Below are 17438 nucleotides of genomic sequence, written 5' to 3' on the forward strand. Positions count from 1 at the left end.
TGTATTTTAAAAATTACGTTCCGCAAAAAGTTTGCAGTACTTGCTCATTGCTTTTGGCGGGCATGGCGTAGCGCAGCTTTTGTGGGTCAAAATTGTGGGGCTTGGCGAGCACCTCCACCAATTGATTGAAAAAGCTAAAGTCGCCTTTGCGCTCAGCGGCGGCAATGGCTTCTTGCACTAAATGATTGCGCGGAATAAATACCGGATTGGCTTTAAACATTCGCGCTTGGCGCTGTTCGGCAGTTTGCGGGTCGTCACTTAGACGCTGGCGCCACTGTTGCAGCCAGGGCGTAAAGGCGTCGCTAAATTCAAATAACTCACGAATGCTGCTGTTAATGCAGGCGCCCTCATTGGCTAACTCGCCAAGGCGGCGAAAGCACAGGGTAAAGTCGACACGCTCTTTTTTCATCAAGGTGAGTAAGTCTTGATAAAGGCTGTCGTCGGCGTCGGTAAAGCTGCTCACGCCAAGTTTGTCTTTAATAATATCTTGGTAAGCCACCAAAAATAGGTTTTGAAACCCGTCAATGGCTGCTTGGGCGATGGCTACTGCGCTGTCTTCATCGGCTTCGGGGCGCGGATCTAAAATAGGCAGCAGCGCTTGGGCGAGTTGCATAAGGTTCCAATGAGCAATCGCCGGCTGGTTGCCATAGGCGTAACGACCATTGTGGTCGATCGAGCTAAATACGGTTGCAGGATCATAGCTTTCCATAAACGCGCAGGGGCCGTAGTCGATCGTTTCGCCGCACAGCAGCATATTGTCGGTGTTCATTACGCCGTGAATAAAACCGACAGATTGCCACTGGGCGATGAGTTTGGCTTGGCGGCCAATAATCTCATTGAGCATACTTAACACGGGGTTGCTGGTTTGCGCTGCCGCGGGGAAGTGCCGCGCTATTAAATAGTCGCTCAGTATTTGCAATGCCTCGGTGTCGCGGCGGGCAGCAAAGAATTGCATGGTGCCAACGCGGATATGGCTCCGGGCCACGCGGCTAAAAACGGCGCCCGGCAAACCTTGGTCGCGAAATACCATCTCGCCAGTGGTCACCGCACCTAGGGCGCGGGTGCTTGGAATATGTAACGCCGCCATGGCCTCGCAGAGAATATATTCGCGGATTACCGGCCCAAGCGGCGATTTGCCGTCGCCGCCCCGAGAGTAAGGGGTGCGCCCCGAACCTTTTAGCTGCCAGTCGTAGCGTATGCCGTCGCGGCCCATTAGCTCGCCGAGCAATACCGCGCGACCATCGCCAAGCTGGGGGTTCCAACCGCCAAACTGGTGGCCAGCATAGACCGCTGCTAGGCTTTGGGCGCCGGCAGGTACGTGATTGCCCGCCATAGTGGCAATGCCTTCTGGCGAGGCCAGCCATTCAGGCGAAATATTGAGCTGCTTGGCTAACTCGGTATTGATTCGAATGAGGCCCGGATTAGCGACGCTACTGGGCGCTTGCTTGCTGTAAAAGCGCTCGGGAAGCTCGGCGTAAGTATTGTCAAATTCAGGGCTGGATGATGGCGTCATGACATTGGCCTGTATAAAAACGGTAAAACGGCGGGTATAGACTGTGAGCGCCGGTGTAGTTAAGAGGATTGTACCTTAATAGCGGTGTATTTCCTGCAGTGGCGCTGCTGCTGTTGGCTGCTGGGGGCGTGTTGGCAAGGTTGGTGAAATACGAGACGGGAGCGACCAGACCAAGTAAAATCGCCGCCAGTGGCCTAAAACGGGCCAATTTAGGCGCTGACCCCAAGGGTAAAACTAAAAACATAATTGAGCGCCCTATATAACTAAGGATTTGAGCATTATGCCGTGGTTTACCCGTTTGTTTTTTGTGCTGTGTCGGCTGTTGTCGGCACCATTCCTCGTCGGCGTAAAGCCCAAGTTACTGCAATTTGACGAGGCCTTGCACGACGAACTGCAGGGCAAGCCAGTGTGCTATGTGTTGCGCTTGCACAGCTGGACCGACCGTTTCTTGCTAGAGCGCATCTTTAAAGCCCACAACCTTCCCCTGCTGCGGGCGTCGCCTGGCAAATTGCCAGATGCCGAACGTGCGGCGTGCCTGTATTTGCCGGTGTTGGCTGGCCAGCGTGGCGGTTCACGCGGGCAGCAAACCATGGCGGGGCTTATAAAGCAGGCCGCGCAGGGCGATTACCCCTTGCAGATTGTGCCGGTGTCGATTTTTTGGGGCCGCAACCCCGGCAGTGAAACCTCGTTCTTTAAACTGCTATTAGGTGACGGCGAACGCGCCGGTGCACTGCGCAAACTGCTGATTATTATTGCCCAGCGGCGCAATGTGCTGGTGCATATTGCGCAGCCCTTAACCTTCGACAAGTTTGTAGAGCGCAAGCAAGATCCCGCCGCGGCGGCGGCCATGCTAGCGCGCCTAATGTCTTTCTATTTTTCGCGGCGTGCAACCGCAACCTTAGGGCCGCATTTATTGTCTCGGCAACGGATTGTAGACGTGGTACTGCGCCGGCAATCAGTGCGTGATGCCATTGCGAGCGCGCTGGAGTCGCCAGACGAAAACGCCGCGGCGGTTAATAAAAAGGCCCGTAAGATGGCCGAGGAAATAGCGGCAAACTACGATGACCGCATGATTCGCGCGCTGGAGCTGATTCTTAGCTGGGTGTTTCGCAAGATCTTTGCCGGTCTTAATATTTATCATATCGATCGCCTGCGCGAGACCGCCAATAGCCGCCAGCTTATTTACATGCCGTCGCACCGCAGCCATTTCGACTATTTGTTAATTTCTTACACTCTATATGTGCAAGGCTTGGTTGCGCCCCATATTGCCGCCGGTGTAAATCTTAATTTCTGGCCGGTGGGCGGCTTGCTGCGGCGCGGCGGCGCGTTTTATATTCGCCGCAGCTTTGGTGGTCAGCCCCTGTATTCGGCGATATTTAAATCGTATTTAGACGTAATTCTGAGTCGCGGCTATCCCATGGAGTTTTTCCCCGAGGGTGGCCGCAGCCGCACCGGCCGTTTATTGCCGCCCAAAAAAGGCGTGTTAAAAATGACGGTGGAGAGTTTTCTTCAGCAACCGGGGCGCTCAGTGGCGATGGTGCCGATTTATGTGTGCTACGACAAGCTGGTAGAGAGCGCCTCGTATGTCAAGGAATTGCGCGGTGCAAGCAAGCAGAGCGAGTCGGCTGGCGGCCTGCTAAAAGCGCGCAAAATTTTTAAATCATCCTACGGCAGCCCCCATGTCGCCTTTGGCGACCCCCTGAGTTTGGATGAGTGCTTTAGTCATATCGAGCCCAATTGGCGGAAATTGGCACAGGCGGGAGATCGCAGCTTTGTGCCCGCGGTTATTGATTATATCGCCCAGGAAAACATGGAGCGGATCAATGCCGCGGCGGTGGTCAACCCCATAGGCTTGGTGTCGATGATCCTGCTGTCTAGCCCCCAGCGGGCCATGGCCGAAGACGAATTGCTACTGCAAATCGACCACTTTATTGCGCTATTAAAACGCCTGCCCTACAGCCCAGACGTAACCTTGCCCGAGGGCAGCGCCGCAGAGATTTTTGAACAAGCGGCGCGCACCGCTGGCCTGTCGCGAATCGAACACCCCTGGGGGCCAATCATCACCGCGACTGGCAAAGAAGCAGTAATGCTGACCTATTACCGCAACTCGGTAATGCATGTTTTGGCGCTGCCAAGCTTGATTGCGCGTTTCTTTCGGCACAGTCAAACCGTTAACGAGGCCGAACTCATCGAGGCCTGCGTGCTCCTGTACCCCTTTGTGAAGCAAGAGTTGTTCTTGCGGGTGCGCCTAGAAGATTGCGCTGCCGATGTTAAGGCGCAAATCGATAATTTTATCGCCTTAAATTTACTTAGCCGCAATGCACAAGACGGCAGCCTGAGCCGCGCCGATGTTGGCACCGAGACCTACGCAGTACTCACCGGCCTTGGGCGAATATTGCGAGAAACCTTTGAGCGCTACACCGTAACCAGCTTGCTACTGGTGCAAGAGATTTCAGATACCCCCGCGCCGCGTATGGATATAGAACAGCACACCATTGAAATGGCACAGCGCTTGGCCATTTTAAGTGGCCGCGAGGCGCCAGAATACTTCGACAAAAACTTGTTCCGTGTTTATATGGACACCCTCATTCAGCAGGGCTTACTACTGGTGGAAGAGCGCGATGAACAGCAGTTGCTGCGCGTTGATAAACGTCTAGAGGCTTTGTCTAAACGTTGGGTGGCGCTATTGGGGCCAGACGTGCAGCAGAGCATGCAGCAGCTGATTCGCAAACAGGCCATTAATAGCGGCGCAGAAGCCGCGTAATAACATTAACTATAAATAACGTCACCATAAGGAAAACATAATGGCTTTAGTCGCCGTGGTAATGAGTTTAATTTTGATTGAGTATTTTGTGTTTGTGATGCTGGTTGGCGTAACACGGGGTAAAACCGGCATTCAAGCCCCCGCGATGACCGGTGACCCAAAATTAGAGCGCATGCTGCGCGTGCAGTTAAATACCTTAGAGCAGATGGTATTAGTCATTCCGGCCATGTGGCTGTTTGCCATGTATGTGAGTGCGCCAGTAGCCGCTGGCCTAGGCGGCGTATTTGTGATTGGTCGCGCCCTGTATTGCAAAGGCTATATGGCCGCTGCCGCAAAGCGCAGTTTGGGTTTTGGCATTGGCGGCTTGGCCACCATTATTCTGGTTTTCGGAAGTCTTATCGGCAGCGCGATGGCAGCCTTCGCTGGCTAAGCTGTTTAAATAGGCATCGCGCTAATTCACTCGATGCCTATTGTTTGGCCTCTTTAGGATTGGCATCGGCTTTGCATTTCTATCGTTATTAATGGATTAAAGCGAGAAACGTCATGGTGTTTGATAAGGTCTTCGACAAAGTCACCTTGGAAGGCCCGCGAGTGCGCCTAGAGCCAATATCAATCAGTCACAAAGACGGCTTGAGCGAGGCGATATCCGACGGCGAACTGTGGAATATTTTTGTTACCAAAGTCCCTCACCCCAAGGACCTCGACGAATTTATCGGCAACGCCTATTACGCGCTAGAAGAGGGCGATGGCCTCGTTTTTGCCATTATCGATAAAGCCAGCGGCAAAATTGTTGGTTCAACCCGCTATATGCGCGCCAGCCCGCCCAATAAAAGGGTAGAAATTGGCTTTAGCTTTATTGCCAAATCCCATCAAAAAACCCACATCAACACCGAAACCAAACTCTTGATGCTGGAACACGCTTTTGAAAAACTCAAAGTAAACCGAGTCGAGTTTGTTACCGACTTCCTCAATCAAAATTCGCGCAACGCCATTTTGCGGCTAGGCGCCAAGCAAGAAGGCATCCTGCGCAACCACATGGTAATGGCCGACGGCCGCGTGCGCGACTCCGTGGTGTTCACCATAATCAGCAATGAATGGCTTGGGGTTAAGCAGCATCTTACGGCGAAATTGGGACCCGTAATCGGGTAGTCTTGGTTAGATAGCTTACACAAAGGTATGTCGCTAGGAGAGGCATTAGAAGTCTTGGTTTATGACGACACTGCCGCTACCACACCGGCCAAATACGCGCAGAACTTGCAAAGGTAGGTAAGCCTCGGACTTTAAGATCAAATGATTGCAGGCCACGCTCGATCTCGCGGTTTAATTATCGTCACCAATAGCATAAAAGAATTTAATAGCGTCCCAAGCCCAAGAGCGGAGAACTGGGTTAAGCCCTAATGTGCGGTTGCTACGGCGCAGCTGCCATTGCTGTCACACAGTCTCTGAGCTCGACGCATCGTCCTCGGAACTTTACGCATCATCTTCGGAACTCTACGCATCGCCTTCAGAGCTCTACGCGTCATCTTCGGAACTCTACGTATCGTCGTTCAGAGCGCCGCGAAATGTCATTCTGAACGCAGCGAACTGTCATTCTGAACTTGATTCAGAATCTAATACCACTGAAGCGGTTCACGGCTACTGCACTTGATGTTGAATTATGTCCAGCATGACGGCGTCGTTAATGGATGTGAACGGTAGAGACATTCCCACTCGTTTGCCAAAGTAAATACCTGATGGGTGAAATGTACCTTGCAATGTGGTTGGCGCCGCTAACCAAAGTTTGGTGCAAGCGCATTGTCGATGCGCAATTCTGGCACAAGAACTAGGCAGGACTGTCACTTTATAATCTTTTCATAGCGCGTTGCGGTGTGGGCATTTTTATTATTATTTGTGCTACAACTGATCTCTTCATAGCATTAATTTTTGCTTACGTATGTCTAGCACAATTTGATGAGGTATTAGTTTGTTGCAAGGCTGCGCTGAGCTTTACAAAAAAAGAGGGATAATAAAAATGATGAGTGTTACCCAAGCCGTGCATCGCGGTGTGCAAATGCGAGCAGATAGCACTGCCATTGTTGGCGAAAATGGGGCGAGAACGTGGCGGCAATGGCGAGACGATATTGCGCGTCTTGCCTCAGGCCTGCGGGCAAAGGGCATGAAGGCGGGGGATCGGGCGGCGATTATTGCTCTTAATTCAGTTGGCTATCTCGATGCCATGTTCGCTGTCGCGTGGGCTGGCGGGGTGGTGGTGCCGGTGAATACGCGGCTTAGCGTACCGGAAATTGCCTATATATTGGGCCACGCGGAAAGTAATTTTGTATTTGTAGACTCGGCGCTAAAGGATGTAACTTTGGCGGCGATTGCCGAAACAGGTTTGCTCGCGACGGTGGTGGGTATTCATGCTGGTGAAGCGGATGTAAATATTCCTAAGTTAATTGCCGACCACGAGCCCTGCGAAGATGCGGGCCGACGTGGCGATGATTTGTCTGGCATTTTTTATACCGGTGGTACTACTGGTCGCTCAAAAGGCGTGATGTTGTCGCAGGCTAATCATCATGTTCACAGTTTAGCCATGTGGGCAGGTCGCAGTGCTAACCCAGCCGAGTTGCGCTATCTACACGCGGCGCCGATGTTTCATATTGCCGACGCAGAGTTTATTTACGGGGTGACGTATATCGGCGGTACCCACTTTACTATTCCGGGCTTTGAGGCTGGCGCATTTCTAGATGCGGTAGCGCGGCATAAAATAACGGATGTGGTGTTGGTACCTACGATGATTCAGATGTTATTGGATCACCCCGCGTTGGCGACAACTGACACCACTAGTCTTAGCCGACTTTGGTATGGCGGCTCGCCACTGGCTGAGCAAACTATTTTGCGTTTGCTTAACGCTCTGCCCCATGTGTCGCCTATTCAGCTTTATGGCCAAACCGAAGCTGGGCCTATTATTACTATTTTTGAATCGGCAGATCATAATCCGCCAGCCGAACATCTTGCTCGTCGCCGCGCGGCAGGGCGCCCAGTAACGGGCTGCCATGTGTGTATTGTTGATGAAAATGGCACGGCTATGGCGAATGGCGAGGTCGGTGAAATTGTGGCGCGCAGCGGCAGTGTAATGACCGGTTACTGGCAAGACAAAGCCCAAACCGCCGCAGCCTTACAAGATGGCTGGTTGCATACCGGCGACGCCGGTTATATGGATGATGATGGCTACGTTTACGTGACCGACCGCTTTAAAGACATGATCATCACCGGCGGAGAAAACGTGTTCTCTATTGAGGTTGAACAATTTATTTACGCTTTTCCCGGCGTGGCCCAGTGCGCTGTAATTGGTGTGTCTGACGCGCAGTGGGGTGAGCGCATTCATGCGGTGATTGTGCCGCAACCCGGTAAAAGTATTGATACCGAGGCGCTGACTGCCGCGCTGCGCAAAGACTTGGCGGGGTTCAAAATTCCTCGCAGCTACGATATTCGCAGCGCGCCACTGCCGGTATCCGGCGCGGGGAAAATACTCAAGCGCGAACTGCGCCGCGAAGCAGAAGAAGGACAATAAAAATGACATTAGAACGATTTAAGAACCGTGTTGCGATTGTGACCGGTGCCGCCTCTGGAATTGGCGCGGCAACGGCAAGAGAGCTAGCGGCTGGCGGTGCAAAGCTAGTATTAGCCGATATTGATGAGGTGGCAGGCCAAGCGCTTGCACTTGAGCTGGGCGGCCAAGACAGGGCTATATTTCAGCGCTGTGATGTGTCACGTCGGGAAGAGGTTGAGGCATTGGTGAATGCCGCCGATGCCCATTTTGGGCGCTTGGATATTTTGCATAATAATGCCGGTATCGGCAGTTTTCACGCAACGCCTGATCTGGGCCCGGACGAATGGCAGAAGGTGTTTGAGGTGAATGTGCACGCCGTGTTTTACGCCTGTCGATTGGCTATTCCCTTGATGCGCCGCGGTGGTCGAGGGGTCATCATTAATACCGCATCGATTTCTGGTTTGGGGGGCGACTATGGCTTTTCTGCCTATAACGCCTCAAAGGGCGCAGTGGTGAATTACACACGTAATTTAGCGGTGGACCACAGCAAAGAAAACATTAGGGTGAATGCGGTTTGCCCGGGCCTTATTCAGACACCGCTAACTGCGTTAATTGACGACCTCGGTTTGGGTGAGTCATGGCCCGCCTCTATTCCCATTGGCCGTGCCGGACAGCCCGAAGAAGTCGCCAAGGTTGTGGCATTTCTTGCATCTGATGATGCTAGTTACGTAACGGGTGCAATTTGGGCCGTTGACGGGGGCGCGACCGCTCACACTGGGCAGCCTAATATTGCGGCGGCAATCAAAGCGCTTTAAATAGATTCAAGACTAATGTTAACGATATTGGCCTCAGTAAACTTATTTTGCTGAGGCCTAATTTTTATCGAACCTGATTTAATCAGCAGAGCTTTGATCAAGTGGCCAAAGGTTATGTTCTTCCAGTACGGTACGCAGCGTAACAAGCGCGTTATTCATGGCGGGAAAACCGGCGTAAACGCCAATTTGGAAAATAGATTCTGAAATTTCCCGTGGTTTACAGCCTACGTTCAACGCCGCGTGAATATGCAATTTGAGTTCGTCTTGCTTGCCCATTGCACTGAGTGCAGCAATGGCAACTAATTGTCGTGTGGTGCGGGGCAGCACATCACGGGCGTACATGTCGCCGACGACAAATCGGGATATGCCTTTGGCTAACTCTTTGTCAAAGCCTAACCATAATTCATACGGCTTTTCGTCGTTGTAGCCGTCAAAGAGTGCTGCGGCGGTATCCTTAATTTTAGTTGTTTTATTATCGGGCATAGTCACTATCCACTGAGGGTTTATTAGCTGCAAATGGTAACCTGTAGAGTTTAAAAAATCCCCAAGCAATATTGCGAGCGGATTTTTGCATTGCAGTGAATTACGTCTAGATTGTTAAGCTTTCCATAAATATCAGCTACTAGAACTGTTTTATAGACGATTGGATACCGGCGTAAAGTTTGCTTGAAAGGTGTCGTTCGCTTCACTAAAACCAAACTGGGTGTTTGGCCCTTGCACGAGCGACTCCAATATGCCGATGCCGCTGCCAATCATGACGCCATTGCGCTTTACTTCTACCCTCGAAATCGCCTGTGTGTGGACGTTCTCGGTGTCAGCAACATTGAGCTCGGCTGGGTTTAAGTCTTCGCGCTCAATGCACAGTGGACCTTGATTTTTACCGTGATGCCATTTCTTGTCGAAGTAGCCCAAGCCACGCATCAGAAAGCGGGTGATTGGTTGGTAGCTAATTGAAATCTCGGTGCCGCGTTCTGGTCGCAGGGTTACGGTCGCCGACTTTAGGTAACGGGTTTTGGGGAGAAAGTCGCAGATCACCTCGGTGTCGCTCACCTCAATAATGCGCTCGGCGCTGCTGCCATCGGGCGCAATTGCGCCGCGCTTATTCCATATGGTGCTGTTGCCGTCGGCGCAAACGTGAAAGAAATAACTGGTGCCTGCAACGTTTACCGGCGCCCATATCCAAAAAAAGCCAGCGGGAACGGCGGGCGCGAAGGCTTGGGGATCTGATTCGCCAACGGGCCGAATGCCCCATGAGCGGTCGCGAATGCCGCTGTATTGCTCGTCGAGTTGCTGCTTTTTGCCGTCTATTTCTATCCAGCCTGTATAGGTGCCGCGCTGGGTCATTCTGGTGTAATCCATAAACGCTCGCGGCCCAAAGCGGTGAGTGAAACGCGGTTCTTGAATGGGAAAGGCACTGCCCTCAAAGCGGATTGTTGCGCTGATGCCTTCGAAATTGTCGATAACAACTTCGAGTACTTGCAGCGGCTCAATAATATTAATTGCGATTGGGCCAACCTCAAGATTGAGACGCTCCATGCCCAAATGCCGAGACGCGTGCACACTGTACTGCTTGCCGTCACGTATCACCGAAAAGTGAGCATCGGCAATATTTAAATGGGGGTAAACCCCGAAGGCCACGGCAAAGTAGTTTTGGCCGTCGTCGGTGTAACCATTAAAAAAATAGCGGTCGTAAAAGTTACGGTCGGTGCCAGAAAACGCAATTGGATCTGCGGTTTGGTGAATAGGGTAGTCATCGCCTTTTGTAATCATGTTAACGCCTCGTTATGTTTGTGGTTTTGGTTTTGTCGCCGCTTCGGCTGCGCAGTAATTATAAAAAGCGCGCCGCGTCGTTAATCTCAATTTGATGGCAGTAGCGCGACAGCATCTTGTTAAATAATTGGTCGCCGCGCTCGGTGCGCTTTACGCTCATGGATGCAATGATGGTGATGGTGAGTCCAGCAAATGAAAAATACTGGTAGTCGCGGTAGAACTGCGCATAGCTGTAGTCGCTAACACCTTGGCTACACAGCGCGTCATAATATTCTGGGAGCAAGAGTTCTTGCATAATGGCCAGCTGATTTTCTTCAAAACTGCCGCCGAGAAAGTAGGCAACGTCGGAGGCGCCATAGTTGAAACTCAGGGTTTGCCAGTCGACCACATAGAGCGGGTGTTTGCTGTTTTCAATTTCGGAAAAAAGCATATTTTCGGGGCGGTAGTCGTTGTGGGTAATGCAGCGCGGTCGATCTAAAGGCCTATTCCAGTGGCTATTGTTTTTTACAAAGCGTTCTACAATCTTTAAATGCGGTGCGCAGACAATATCGCCAAACCGCGCTTTAAAGCCGTCCCAGCATTGTTGTATTGCGGCCGGTGAACCAATGCCTTGCGCTAGGTCTGGCGCTTGAATATAGCCTTTGCTAACAATATCGTTGCGTCCCCAGTGCGAGGCGTGCAATTTGGCCGCTTCTAACACTGCCATGCGTGCTTCCCGCTCAGTTGTTAGGCCGAGTTGATCACCAACGCGGGCGGGGGATACGTCTTCTAGTAACATCAAAAAGCGATCACTGTCGTCGTGCATAACCAAATACGCATGGGGACTGCAGATTCCGGCGCTAGGGGCTATATGCTTGTAGAACAGCGCTTCGTTGCGGTACAGCGACAACTGCTTGGCCACGGCGCGGCTGTCGGTATTGGCGGAGTGGTGCTTGCCAATCATCACACGGGGAAACTCGCTCGCGGCGGATTCGTGCTGCAAGTGATAGCGATAAGTGTCGCCGACCTGCCCTGCGCCAACGGGCTCTGAGCTTATAGCACTGATTTGAACCGGATGACCGTGGCTATTCAATTGCGCGTTGATAAAATCTGCGGTAACGCCATCTGCATTGGGAATGATAGATATGGATTCGTTCATCAATTTACCCGCCTAGATATCGTAATTATTAGAATGCCTGCAGAGCATGGCTTTGCGAGGTTTGCTTTTATTTGTTATTAGCTGTGGCGGCTTATACGCCACGTTTCGAACATTATTCTATGCGCAGCTGAGCTAAAAAATTGTCGGAATGCGACATAGAATTGATGGATTGCGACAAGCTGGCTTGCTACGTTTTTGAAAGATTAACGCCGGATTTTAATGGTGCTGCTTGGTGTATGTCTGTGTTTCAACGGCCGCAGGGCGTGGCCGCTAGCGTGGCTTAGTGGCTTAGCTCGCCATGGCTTTTTTACGCCATGCCTTGGGAGATACACCTGTCCATGTGCGGAAGCTTCTACTAAAAGAGGCCGTTTCGGCAAAGCCAAGGTTTAGCGCCAGATCGGTAATAGCGATATCGCTTTTTTCGAGATATTCCTTGGCAATTTTTTCTCTGGTTTCGTGTATCAGTTTTATATAAGAGGTGCCTTCCGCTTGCAGCCGCCGCTGCAATTCTCGGGGGTGAAGGTCGAGCGCTTGGGCAATATTGCGTAAGCTGCAATCGCTGGACGGCAGCATTCTGCCAATCAGTGCTTTGAGCTGATCGCTGAAGCTGTTGGGGAAATTGTTTTGGAGGTGATGCAGGTAATCATCAAAGTGTTGCTTAATCATCTCATTATCAAGACGAGGCTTGATTTTAAGGGCCTCTGGCGTGATAGAAATACCATTAAACGCACTAGAAAATTGGATGTTTGAGAACTGTTTACTGGTAAAGCTCTGCTCGGTTTTTGGTTTTGTTTGCCTAAGGTGGAGGCTGAGAATGCCTTTGTCTGAACCAAGGAGACTGAGCAAAATATGGCATAATTGCCCTAAGGAAATTTGATAAAGCTGGAGCATGTCGTCGGCGTTGCCGAAGAGATAGCGAAACTGTATTTGGCTTTGTTTTCGGCAAGACGCGATCGTAATTTCGATACCACCGGCATGCAAAAACAGAATCTTACCAAACTTGTGTATGGCAGCTTCTATTGTTGGTTCTTGGCAGATATTAATCGGCAGTTCGCCCAGCACATGCCAATCCTGATGGTCGGCAAGTAAAACCCCAAAATACGGAGACTTACAGCTGCGCGCGGCGGTTTCGAGCAACAGCGATAGTTTACTTAGCGCCAAAAAACTATTGGGGTCGCGAAACTGCGCAGGTCGCAGTCCGGCGCTTTCTTTAATGCGATTGGGGTTGCTACCCAGTTTGCGCACAAGGGTGTCGATGCCCTCGACGGCGCCAGACCTAACTAAATACATTATTATCCTTAACGCTGGGCTGTTCGCGGCGTTTATTTCACTTAACACGTATTTCCCTATACCGAAATGTGTGACAGTCGTTGTTATTGTTCAGCGAAACGAGGATGTCAGTCATTTCGCAATGACTCAATTAAGATACAGTTGCTACCTTATTTATATCGATAGGCGGTCCAATTTGCACTTTTTATGGAAAGCCGTCCATTATAAGGTTCATCACCCGTTCATCCGTAATATGTGAGGCAAGGGTATATGAATGCACTAGAGTCTGTGGTGGCGCGCTGCCCGTATTGCGGCGAGCGCGTGGAGTTATTGGTTGATAGCTCTGAGGGGGAGCAGCAGTACACCGAAGATTGCGAGGTGTGTTGCCGGCCAATGGTGGTGAGTGTGGCCATTGATGAGGACGAGTTACCGCGGGTGCAGGTGTTTAGTGAAAATGACGCTTTTTAAACGCGAAGCAGAACCTAAAAATTAGACTTTCGTCACCTTATTGTCACAGGCCTTGATTTAAATGGTGGATTGCTCGGTATGCGCTGTATTGGATGGCGCAGGCGCAGTTTTTTCATTTAAGGTTTGTTATGTCTGCATTGGCGCAATTGCCAACTCTTGTTATATCTCTGGAACCCGACACCGCCGACGTTCGTGACTTGCTGCGTAAATTGGGAAATTTGGGCTTTAAGCCCCAGTTATTTGCGGCCGTTGATGGCCGCTCTGCAATGCCGGTGTTACGCGCTGGTGAGTCTGTTGATCAAGCGAGTTCTTTATTGCGTCGGCGGGCGATTTTGTCGAATGCCGAGGTGGGGTGTTTTCTGTCGCACGCTCGAGCGATTCGCGAGGCCTACACCAAGGGCGCGCAACATTTACTGCTATTAGAAGACGATGTTGAGATTCGCGACGGATTGGTCGAGGTGGTGCAAGGCATTTTGGCGCTGCCCGCCGAGGCCGAGATGGTGCGCTTGATGGGGCTAAAACGTCGCCGTCGCAAAGTGGTGGCGAGCATTGCCGAGTGCTGGCAGTTGGTTAGGCCCTTGCGCGGTTGGTGTGGCACCCAAGGCTATATTATTAATCGCAGCGGCATGGAAAAATTTATTCGCCACGCCAATTGCATGAGCCAGCCGATTGACGGCTTTTATGATTGCTATTGGGAAACCGGCATCCGCTGCTACGGCATTGAGCCCCATGTTATCGCCGAGCGCCAGCGACCGTCGTCGATTGCCAAACCCTGGGGCAGTATGAAACCGTCACGGGCAACGGTGCTGCGCTGGCATGTTTTTAAACTGGTACGCGGCTTAATTATGCGCCGCTACCGGCTGCGTTATTTGCGCGATTTTTATCCCAATCAACTGCCCGATCCAAGTATTAAATTCGCGCGCTCTAAGCCCTGATTTTAATCGGCCGTTTTAGCGCAGGGCTATGCTAATTGCTCGCGCAGCCCAGCAAGAATCTCGTAAGACCGCAGACGAGCGGGGTGGGAGTAAATTTGCGAGGTAATCATCAGCTCGTCGGCTTGGGTCAGGGCAATAAATTCCTGCATTTTTCTGGCCACGGTTGCGGGGCTGCCAATGGCGCTGCACGACATGACCTGCTGCAGCATCATTTGCTCGCTAGGCGCTAAGGTTTGCAGATAGTTGTCGACCGGCGGCTGAAGTTTGCCAGGATTGCCTTTGCGCAAATTAACAAAGGTATGCTGCATGGAGCTAGATAAATACTCGCCTTGGGCGTCACTGTCGGCGGCAAATACATTGTAACCAAGCATCACATAGGGTTTGTCTAATTGGGCGGAAGGCCGGAAGCGTTGGCGGTAGAGTTCAATGGCTTCGAGCATTTGCCCTGGCGCAAAGTGCGAGGCAAAGGCATAGGGCAGGCCCAGCGAGGCGGCGAGCTGAGCGCCGAATAAACTCGAGCCCAAGATCCAAATCGGTACGTTTAGGCCGCTGCCGGGAAAAGCGTGAATACGCTGGCCAGGTTCGGGTTCGCCAAAGTAGTTCATCAGTTCTACAACATCTTGGGGAAACTGGTCAGCGTCGGCATGGAGGTTACGGCGCAGGGCGTAGGCAGTGGCTTGGTCACTGCCAGGGGCGCGGCCTAGTCCTAGGTCAATACGACCGGGGAACAGTGCTTCCAAGGTACCAAATTGCTCGGCAATAACCAGCGGTGCATGATTGGGCAACATAACACCGCCAGCACCTACCCGAATGGTTTTGGTTCCTGCTGCAACATGGCCAATAACCACCGCGGTGGCGGCGCTGGCGATACCGCTCATATTGTGATGTTCGGCCAACCAGTAGCGGTTGTAGCCCCACTGCTCGACGTGCTGGGCTAGGTCTAGCGTGTTGCGCAGGGAATCACCGGCACAGCCGTCGGCAGTGATGGGCGATAGGTCGAGCACGGAGAGCTGAGTCATGGCTTATTCCTGAGTCTAGGCGTTTAAATATGATTGGGGCGAGCTGGGGATATTTCAACGTGTTCAGCTAAGTTGTCGCGATAGCTTTGCCAAGCGGAAGGTCGCAAATTGCTCAGTATTAGGCTATAACAGATTGTCTTAGCGGTTGTTGTGTTTGAATTTTAATTTGTGGCGGTGAACCGGCGTGGGTTTGGATACTCACGTAGTCGCTGTATTGGGGGCTAATGCGAGTGGCAAAGTGCGCGGTAGTTGTTTTTCTCTGGTTCTTCTCTATTGCGGTATCGCAAACCTTTGCCGCGGATTCTACGTCACCATTATCTAATCTTGGGAATGATTCGGGCTTGCTTTCGGGTATTGGCGACGCATTGGGGAGCAGCGCGTCTAGCTTGTTGGCCGGTAACCCTGCGTCATTGCAGACTCAGGCTGTGGAAGATGCCTTTGCCACTATGATGGGCGATACCTTGGACCGCAACGATGAAGCGTTTAGAGAATTCGGTGATATTTCCAATTTATTTGGCCTTAGTTTCACAATTGGCAGGTTTGAAGCCAACGGCATAAAAACCAGCTATGTCACCGTGCCCCTGTCGTATACCTTTCCACCCAAGCAGGATCTAGGGCGTGAATGGATTGTGAGCGCGCCGCTATCTGTCGGTGAGGTAAATGGTGCTAAAACCTACTCAGTGCGGCCGGGCTTAGCGCTGCGGGTGCCGGTGACCTCGCGATGGGCACTTACGCCGGCTTTGGCTGTTGGCTATGTAAAGTCAAATGATTTAGAGCAAGAGGCGCAGCAAGCTGGGGCGTCGCTGTCTAGCGCCTACCGTATTCCGTTGGGGGCTGGGGGTGATTCGATTCATATCGGTAATCTTGTAGGCTATTACAAAACTGTAAAAGTGAACTTGGCTGGCAGCGAGTTTGACCCCAATATTGCTAATACGGTGTTTAGAAATGGGGTGTTGTATTCGCTGCCTTTGGATTTTTTCAACAAGTTGCGCAGTGTTGAATTTAGTTTTGTGAATACTTATTTTACCGGTACTAAAACCTATGCCCGCAGCCAGAATGAGCTCGCTTTTAGTGTTGGCAGTACTCGCCGCCATATGGGCCAGCTGAGTTTTTTACGACTTGGCGTTAGTGTGGTAAAAGCCGGCGATGTTAAGGGCTTACGTTTAAACTTTGGCTATTATTTTTAGCACATAAGGCTAAGCGCAAGCTGCTAAATTATTCGAATAACATTCGCCATAATTCAGCGGATTTAGCGCGGCTGTCGCCCCGCTGGCTTATATAGCGCACGTGCTGTCCACTGTTGGCGGGCGACAATTCAATGCCCCACAGCGGCTCAATTTCATTGGGCAGTAGCGAGTAGCGCAAATCCATAACCCGCAGCGGATTGTCGTTCGCCAGGGCAATGTAGTCTTGCGAAAACCAGCGAAAGCGCTCAAGGTCCAGCGCTTGTTGGGAGCCAGCTTGCAGCCACGGTAAATCGCGTTGGATATTGAGCGGCGCAACTGCCGCGCCGGCGATCACTGTTGGCTTTATTCCCACGCGAATGGCATCCACATAAAAGTAGTCTGGGGTGCGATAAATCACTTTCCACAGCAGCACGTTAGCAAAAGAGGGTTTAGCACTCAGGCTAATAACTTGGTGGGTGCGGCTCGCCGCTAATTGATAGCCAGCATCTTCTGCTCGGCTTTTCTGCCACCAACCCAGCGCGGGATAGGCGACCACCCACGCTAAGGCAAGCCGCGCCAGCCAGCGGCGTTGCGGCGACAGGCTAAGCGCGACCAGCAGCGCAATGGGTAGGGTGTAGAGCGGGTCGATAATTGAAATAACATTCCACGCCACTCTCTCATTGCTAAACGGCCAGTACAGCTGGGTGCCGTAAGTGGTGCCGGCATCGAGCAGGGCGTGGGTGGCGTAGCCTAGGGTGCAAAATAAAATGCTCTGCCAGCGGCTAACGCCTTTGCGTTTGGCAAACAGCGCGTGCAAGACCAGCCCGCAAAGCAAGCCGCCAAAGGGAATAAAAATGAGCGAGTGCGTGAACTGGCGGTGAAATTCTAAAAACAGCAATGGGTCGCTAGACGAGCGAATCAGCACATCCAAGTCGGCGGCCATGCCGCCCAAAAAACCAAGGCCGAGTGCCGCGGCGCGAGGGGCTTTGCCTATTCGGCTATTGGCGACGGCAGTCGCACCGAGTAGGCCTTGGGTGAGTGGATCCATG

15 protein-coding genes are annotated in these 17438 nt (G+C 51.9%); 8 read left to right on the forward strand and 7 right to left on the reverse strand.

Translation table 11 applies throughout. From position 1 onward, the window contains the following. Nucleotides 1-13: 13 nt before the first annotated feature. Nucleotides 14-1513 carry a YdiU family protein gene (locus P1U47_RS07410; protein WP_301028045.1) on the reverse strand — a complete coding sequence of 500 codons (1500 nt, stop codon included), beginning with the start codon at nucleotides 1511-1513 and terminating at the stop codon, nucleotides 14-16. Nucleotides 1514-1793: 280 nt separating this feature from the next. On the opposite strand from P1U47_RS07410, the gene plsB reads away from it, so the two are divergent. From plsB to P1U47_RS07435, 5 genes are all read left to right on the forward strand, one after another. Next, entirely contained in the window at nucleotides 1794-4277 is a 2484-nt protein-coding gene (gene plsB / locus P1U47_RS07415) for a glycerol-3-phosphate 1-O-acyltransferase PlsB (RefSeq protein ID WP_301028047.1), read from the forward strand. 40 nt (nucleotides 4278-4317) lie between these two features. Then, a complete protein-coding gene (locus tag P1U47_RS07420; protein WP_301028048.1) occupies nucleotides 4318-4707 on the forward strand; it encodes an MAPEG family protein in 390 nt (129 codons plus the stop codon). Between the two features lie 113 nt (nucleotides 4708-4820). Then, nucleotides 4821-5426, forward strand: a complete 606-nt coding sequence (locus P1U47_RS07425; RefSeq protein WP_301028049.1) for a GNAT family N-acetyltransferase — start codon at nucleotides 4821-4823, stop codon at nucleotides 5424-5426. A gap of 862 nt (nucleotides 5427-6288) precedes the next feature. Continuing rightward, nucleotides 6289-7830 (forward strand): AMP-binding protein, encoded by a 1542-nt coding sequence (locus tag P1U47_RS07430; protein ID WP_301028050.1) that lies wholly within the window; start codon nucleotides 6289-6291, stop codon nucleotides 7828-7830. 2 nt (nucleotides 7831-7832) lie between these two features. Next, complete coding sequence (locus P1U47_RS07435) at nucleotides 7833-8624, forward strand: SDR family NAD(P)-dependent oxidoreductase (RefSeq protein WP_301028051.1); 792 nt, start codon at nucleotides 7833-7835, stop codon at nucleotides 8622-8624. Nucleotides 8625-8702: 78 nt separating this feature from the next. Here the strand turns inward: P1U47_RS07435 and P1U47_RS07440 are convergent, their stop codons facing one another. The 4 genes from P1U47_RS07440 to P1U47_RS07455 all read right to left on the reverse strand — a co-directional run bounded on the left by P1U47_RS07440 (nucleotide 8703) and on the right by P1U47_RS07455 (nucleotide 12822). Beyond that, complete coding sequence (locus tag P1U47_RS07440; protein WP_301028052.1) at nucleotides 8703-9107, reverse strand: carboxymuconolactone decarboxylase family protein; 405 nt, start codon at nucleotides 9105-9107, stop codon at nucleotides 8703-8705. A 150-nt stretch (nucleotides 9108-9257) separates the two neighbouring features. Beyond that, nucleotides 9258-10394: a hypothetical protein gene (locus P1U47_RS07445; RefSeq protein ID WP_301028053.1), complete on the reverse strand. Its 1137-nt coding sequence runs from the start codon at nucleotides 10392-10394 to the stop codon at nucleotides 9258-9260. A gap of 58 nt (nucleotides 10395-10452) precedes the next feature. Then, complete coding sequence (locus P1U47_RS07450; RefSeq protein ID WP_301028055.1) at nucleotides 10453-11532, reverse strand: phosphotransferase; 1080 nt, start codon at nucleotides 11530-11532, stop codon at nucleotides 10453-10455. A 288-nt stretch (nucleotides 11533-11820) separates the two neighbouring features. After that, nucleotides 11821-12822 (reverse strand): AraC family transcriptional regulator, encoded by a 1002-nt coding sequence (locus P1U47_RS07455; RefSeq protein ID WP_301028057.1) that lies wholly within the window; start codon nucleotides 12820-12822, stop codon nucleotides 11821-11823. A gap of 249 nt (nucleotides 12823-13071) precedes the next feature. Here P1U47_RS07455 and P1U47_RS07460 point away from each other — a divergent pair, with 249 nt between their 5' ends. Next, entirely contained in the window at nucleotides 13072-13269 is a 198-nt protein-coding gene (locus P1U47_RS07460; RefSeq protein ID WP_301028058.1) for a CPXCG motif-containing cysteine-rich protein, read from the forward strand. A 128-nt stretch (nucleotides 13270-13397) separates the two neighbouring features. Next, complete coding sequence (locus P1U47_RS07465; RefSeq protein ID WP_301028059.1) at nucleotides 13398-14204, forward strand: glycosyltransferase family 25 protein; 807 nt, start codon at nucleotides 13398-13400, stop codon at nucleotides 14202-14204. Between the two features lie 26 nt (nucleotides 14205-14230). Here P1U47_RS07465 and P1U47_RS07470 read toward each other — a convergent pair whose 3' ends face one another. Further along, a complete protein-coding gene (locus P1U47_RS07470) occupies nucleotides 14231-15223 on the reverse strand; it encodes an LLM class flavin-dependent oxidoreductase (RefSeq protein ID WP_301028060.1) in 993 nt (330 codons plus the stop codon). A gap of 224 nt (nucleotides 15224-15447) precedes the next feature. On the opposite strand from P1U47_RS07470, the gene P1U47_RS07475 reads away from it, so the two are divergent. After that, nucleotides 15448-16410, forward strand: a complete 963-nt coding sequence (locus P1U47_RS07475; RefSeq protein WP_301028061.1) for a hypothetical protein — start codon at nucleotides 15448-15450, stop codon at nucleotides 16408-16410. A 28-nt stretch (nucleotides 16411-16438) separates the two neighbouring features. Here P1U47_RS07475 and P1U47_RS07480 read toward each other — a convergent pair whose 3' ends face one another. Next, the gene (locus P1U47_RS07480; protein ID WP_301028062.1) at nucleotides 16439-17437 is read right to left on the reverse strand and encodes a metal-dependent hydrolase; all 999 of its coding nucleotides are present in this window, start codon (nucleotides 17435-17437) and stop codon (nucleotides 16439-16441) included. Between the last annotated feature and the right edge of the window lies 1 nt (nucleotide 17438).

It is taken from the genome of Zhongshania sp., assembly GCF_029212375.1.
GTDB lineage: Bacteria > Pseudomonadota > Gammaproteobacteria > Pseudomonadales > Spongiibacteraceae > Spongiibacter.

Bases quoted from the DNA above. Each gene is read 5' to 3' on its own strand.
- P1U47_RS07420 (WP_301028048.1), top strand. From the start codon at position 4,318: ATGGCTTTAGTCGCCGTGGTAATGAGTTTAATTTTGATTGAGTATTTT.
- P1U47_RS07445 (WP_301028053.1), bottom strand. From the start codon at position 10,394: ATGATTACAAAAGGCGATGACTACCCTATTCACCAAACCGCAGATCCA.
- P1U47_RS07425 (WP_301028049.1), top strand. From the start codon at position 4,821: ATGGTGTTTGATAAGGTCTTCGACAAAGTCACCTTGGAAGGCCCGCGA.
- P1U47_RS07460 (WP_301028058.1), top strand. From the start codon at position 13,072: ATGAATGCACTAGAGTCTGTGGTGGCGCGCTGCCCGTATTGCGGCGAG.
- P1U47_RS07475 (WP_301028061.1), top strand. From the start codon at position 15,448: ATGCGAGTGGCAAAGTGCGCGGTAGTTGTTTTTCTCTGGTTCTTCTCT.
- P1U47_RS07430 (WP_301028050.1), top strand. From the start codon at position 6,289: ATGATGAGTGTTACCCAAGCCGTGCATCGCGGTGTGCAAATGCGAGCA.
- P1U47_RS07480 (WP_301028062.1), bottom strand. From the start codon at position 17,437: ATGGATCCACTCACCCAAGGCCTACTCGGTGCGACTGCCGTCGCCAAT.
- P1U47_RS07470 (WP_301028060.1), bottom strand. From the start codon at position 15,223: ATGACTCAGCTCTCCGTGCTCGACCTATCGCCCATCACTGCCGACGGC.
- plsB (WP_301028047.1), top strand. From the start codon at position 1,794: ATGCCGTGGTTTACCCGTTTGTTTTTTGTGCTGTGTCGGCTGTTGTCG.
- P1U47_RS07455 (WP_301028057.1), bottom strand. From the start codon at position 12,822: ATGTATTTAGTTAGGTCTGGCGCCGTCGAGGGCATCGACACCCTTGTG.
- P1U47_RS07465 (WP_301028059.1), top strand. From the start codon at position 13,398: ATGTCTGCATTGGCGCAATTGCCAACTCTTGTTATATCTCTGGAACCC.
- P1U47_RS07410 (WP_301028045.1), bottom strand. From the start codon at position 1,513: ATGACGCCATCATCCAGCCCTGAATTTGACAATACTTACGCCGAGCTT.
- P1U47_RS07440 (WP_301028052.1), bottom strand. From the start codon at position 9,107: ATGCCCGATAATAAAACAACTAAAATTAAGGATACCGCCGCAGCACTC.
- P1U47_RS07450 (WP_301028055.1), bottom strand. From the start codon at position 11,532: ATGAACGAATCCATATCTATCATTCCCAATGCAGATGGCGTTACCGCA.
- P1U47_RS07435 (WP_301028051.1), top strand. From the start codon at position 7,833: ATGACATTAGAACGATTTAAGAACCGTGTTGCGATTGTGACCGGTGCC.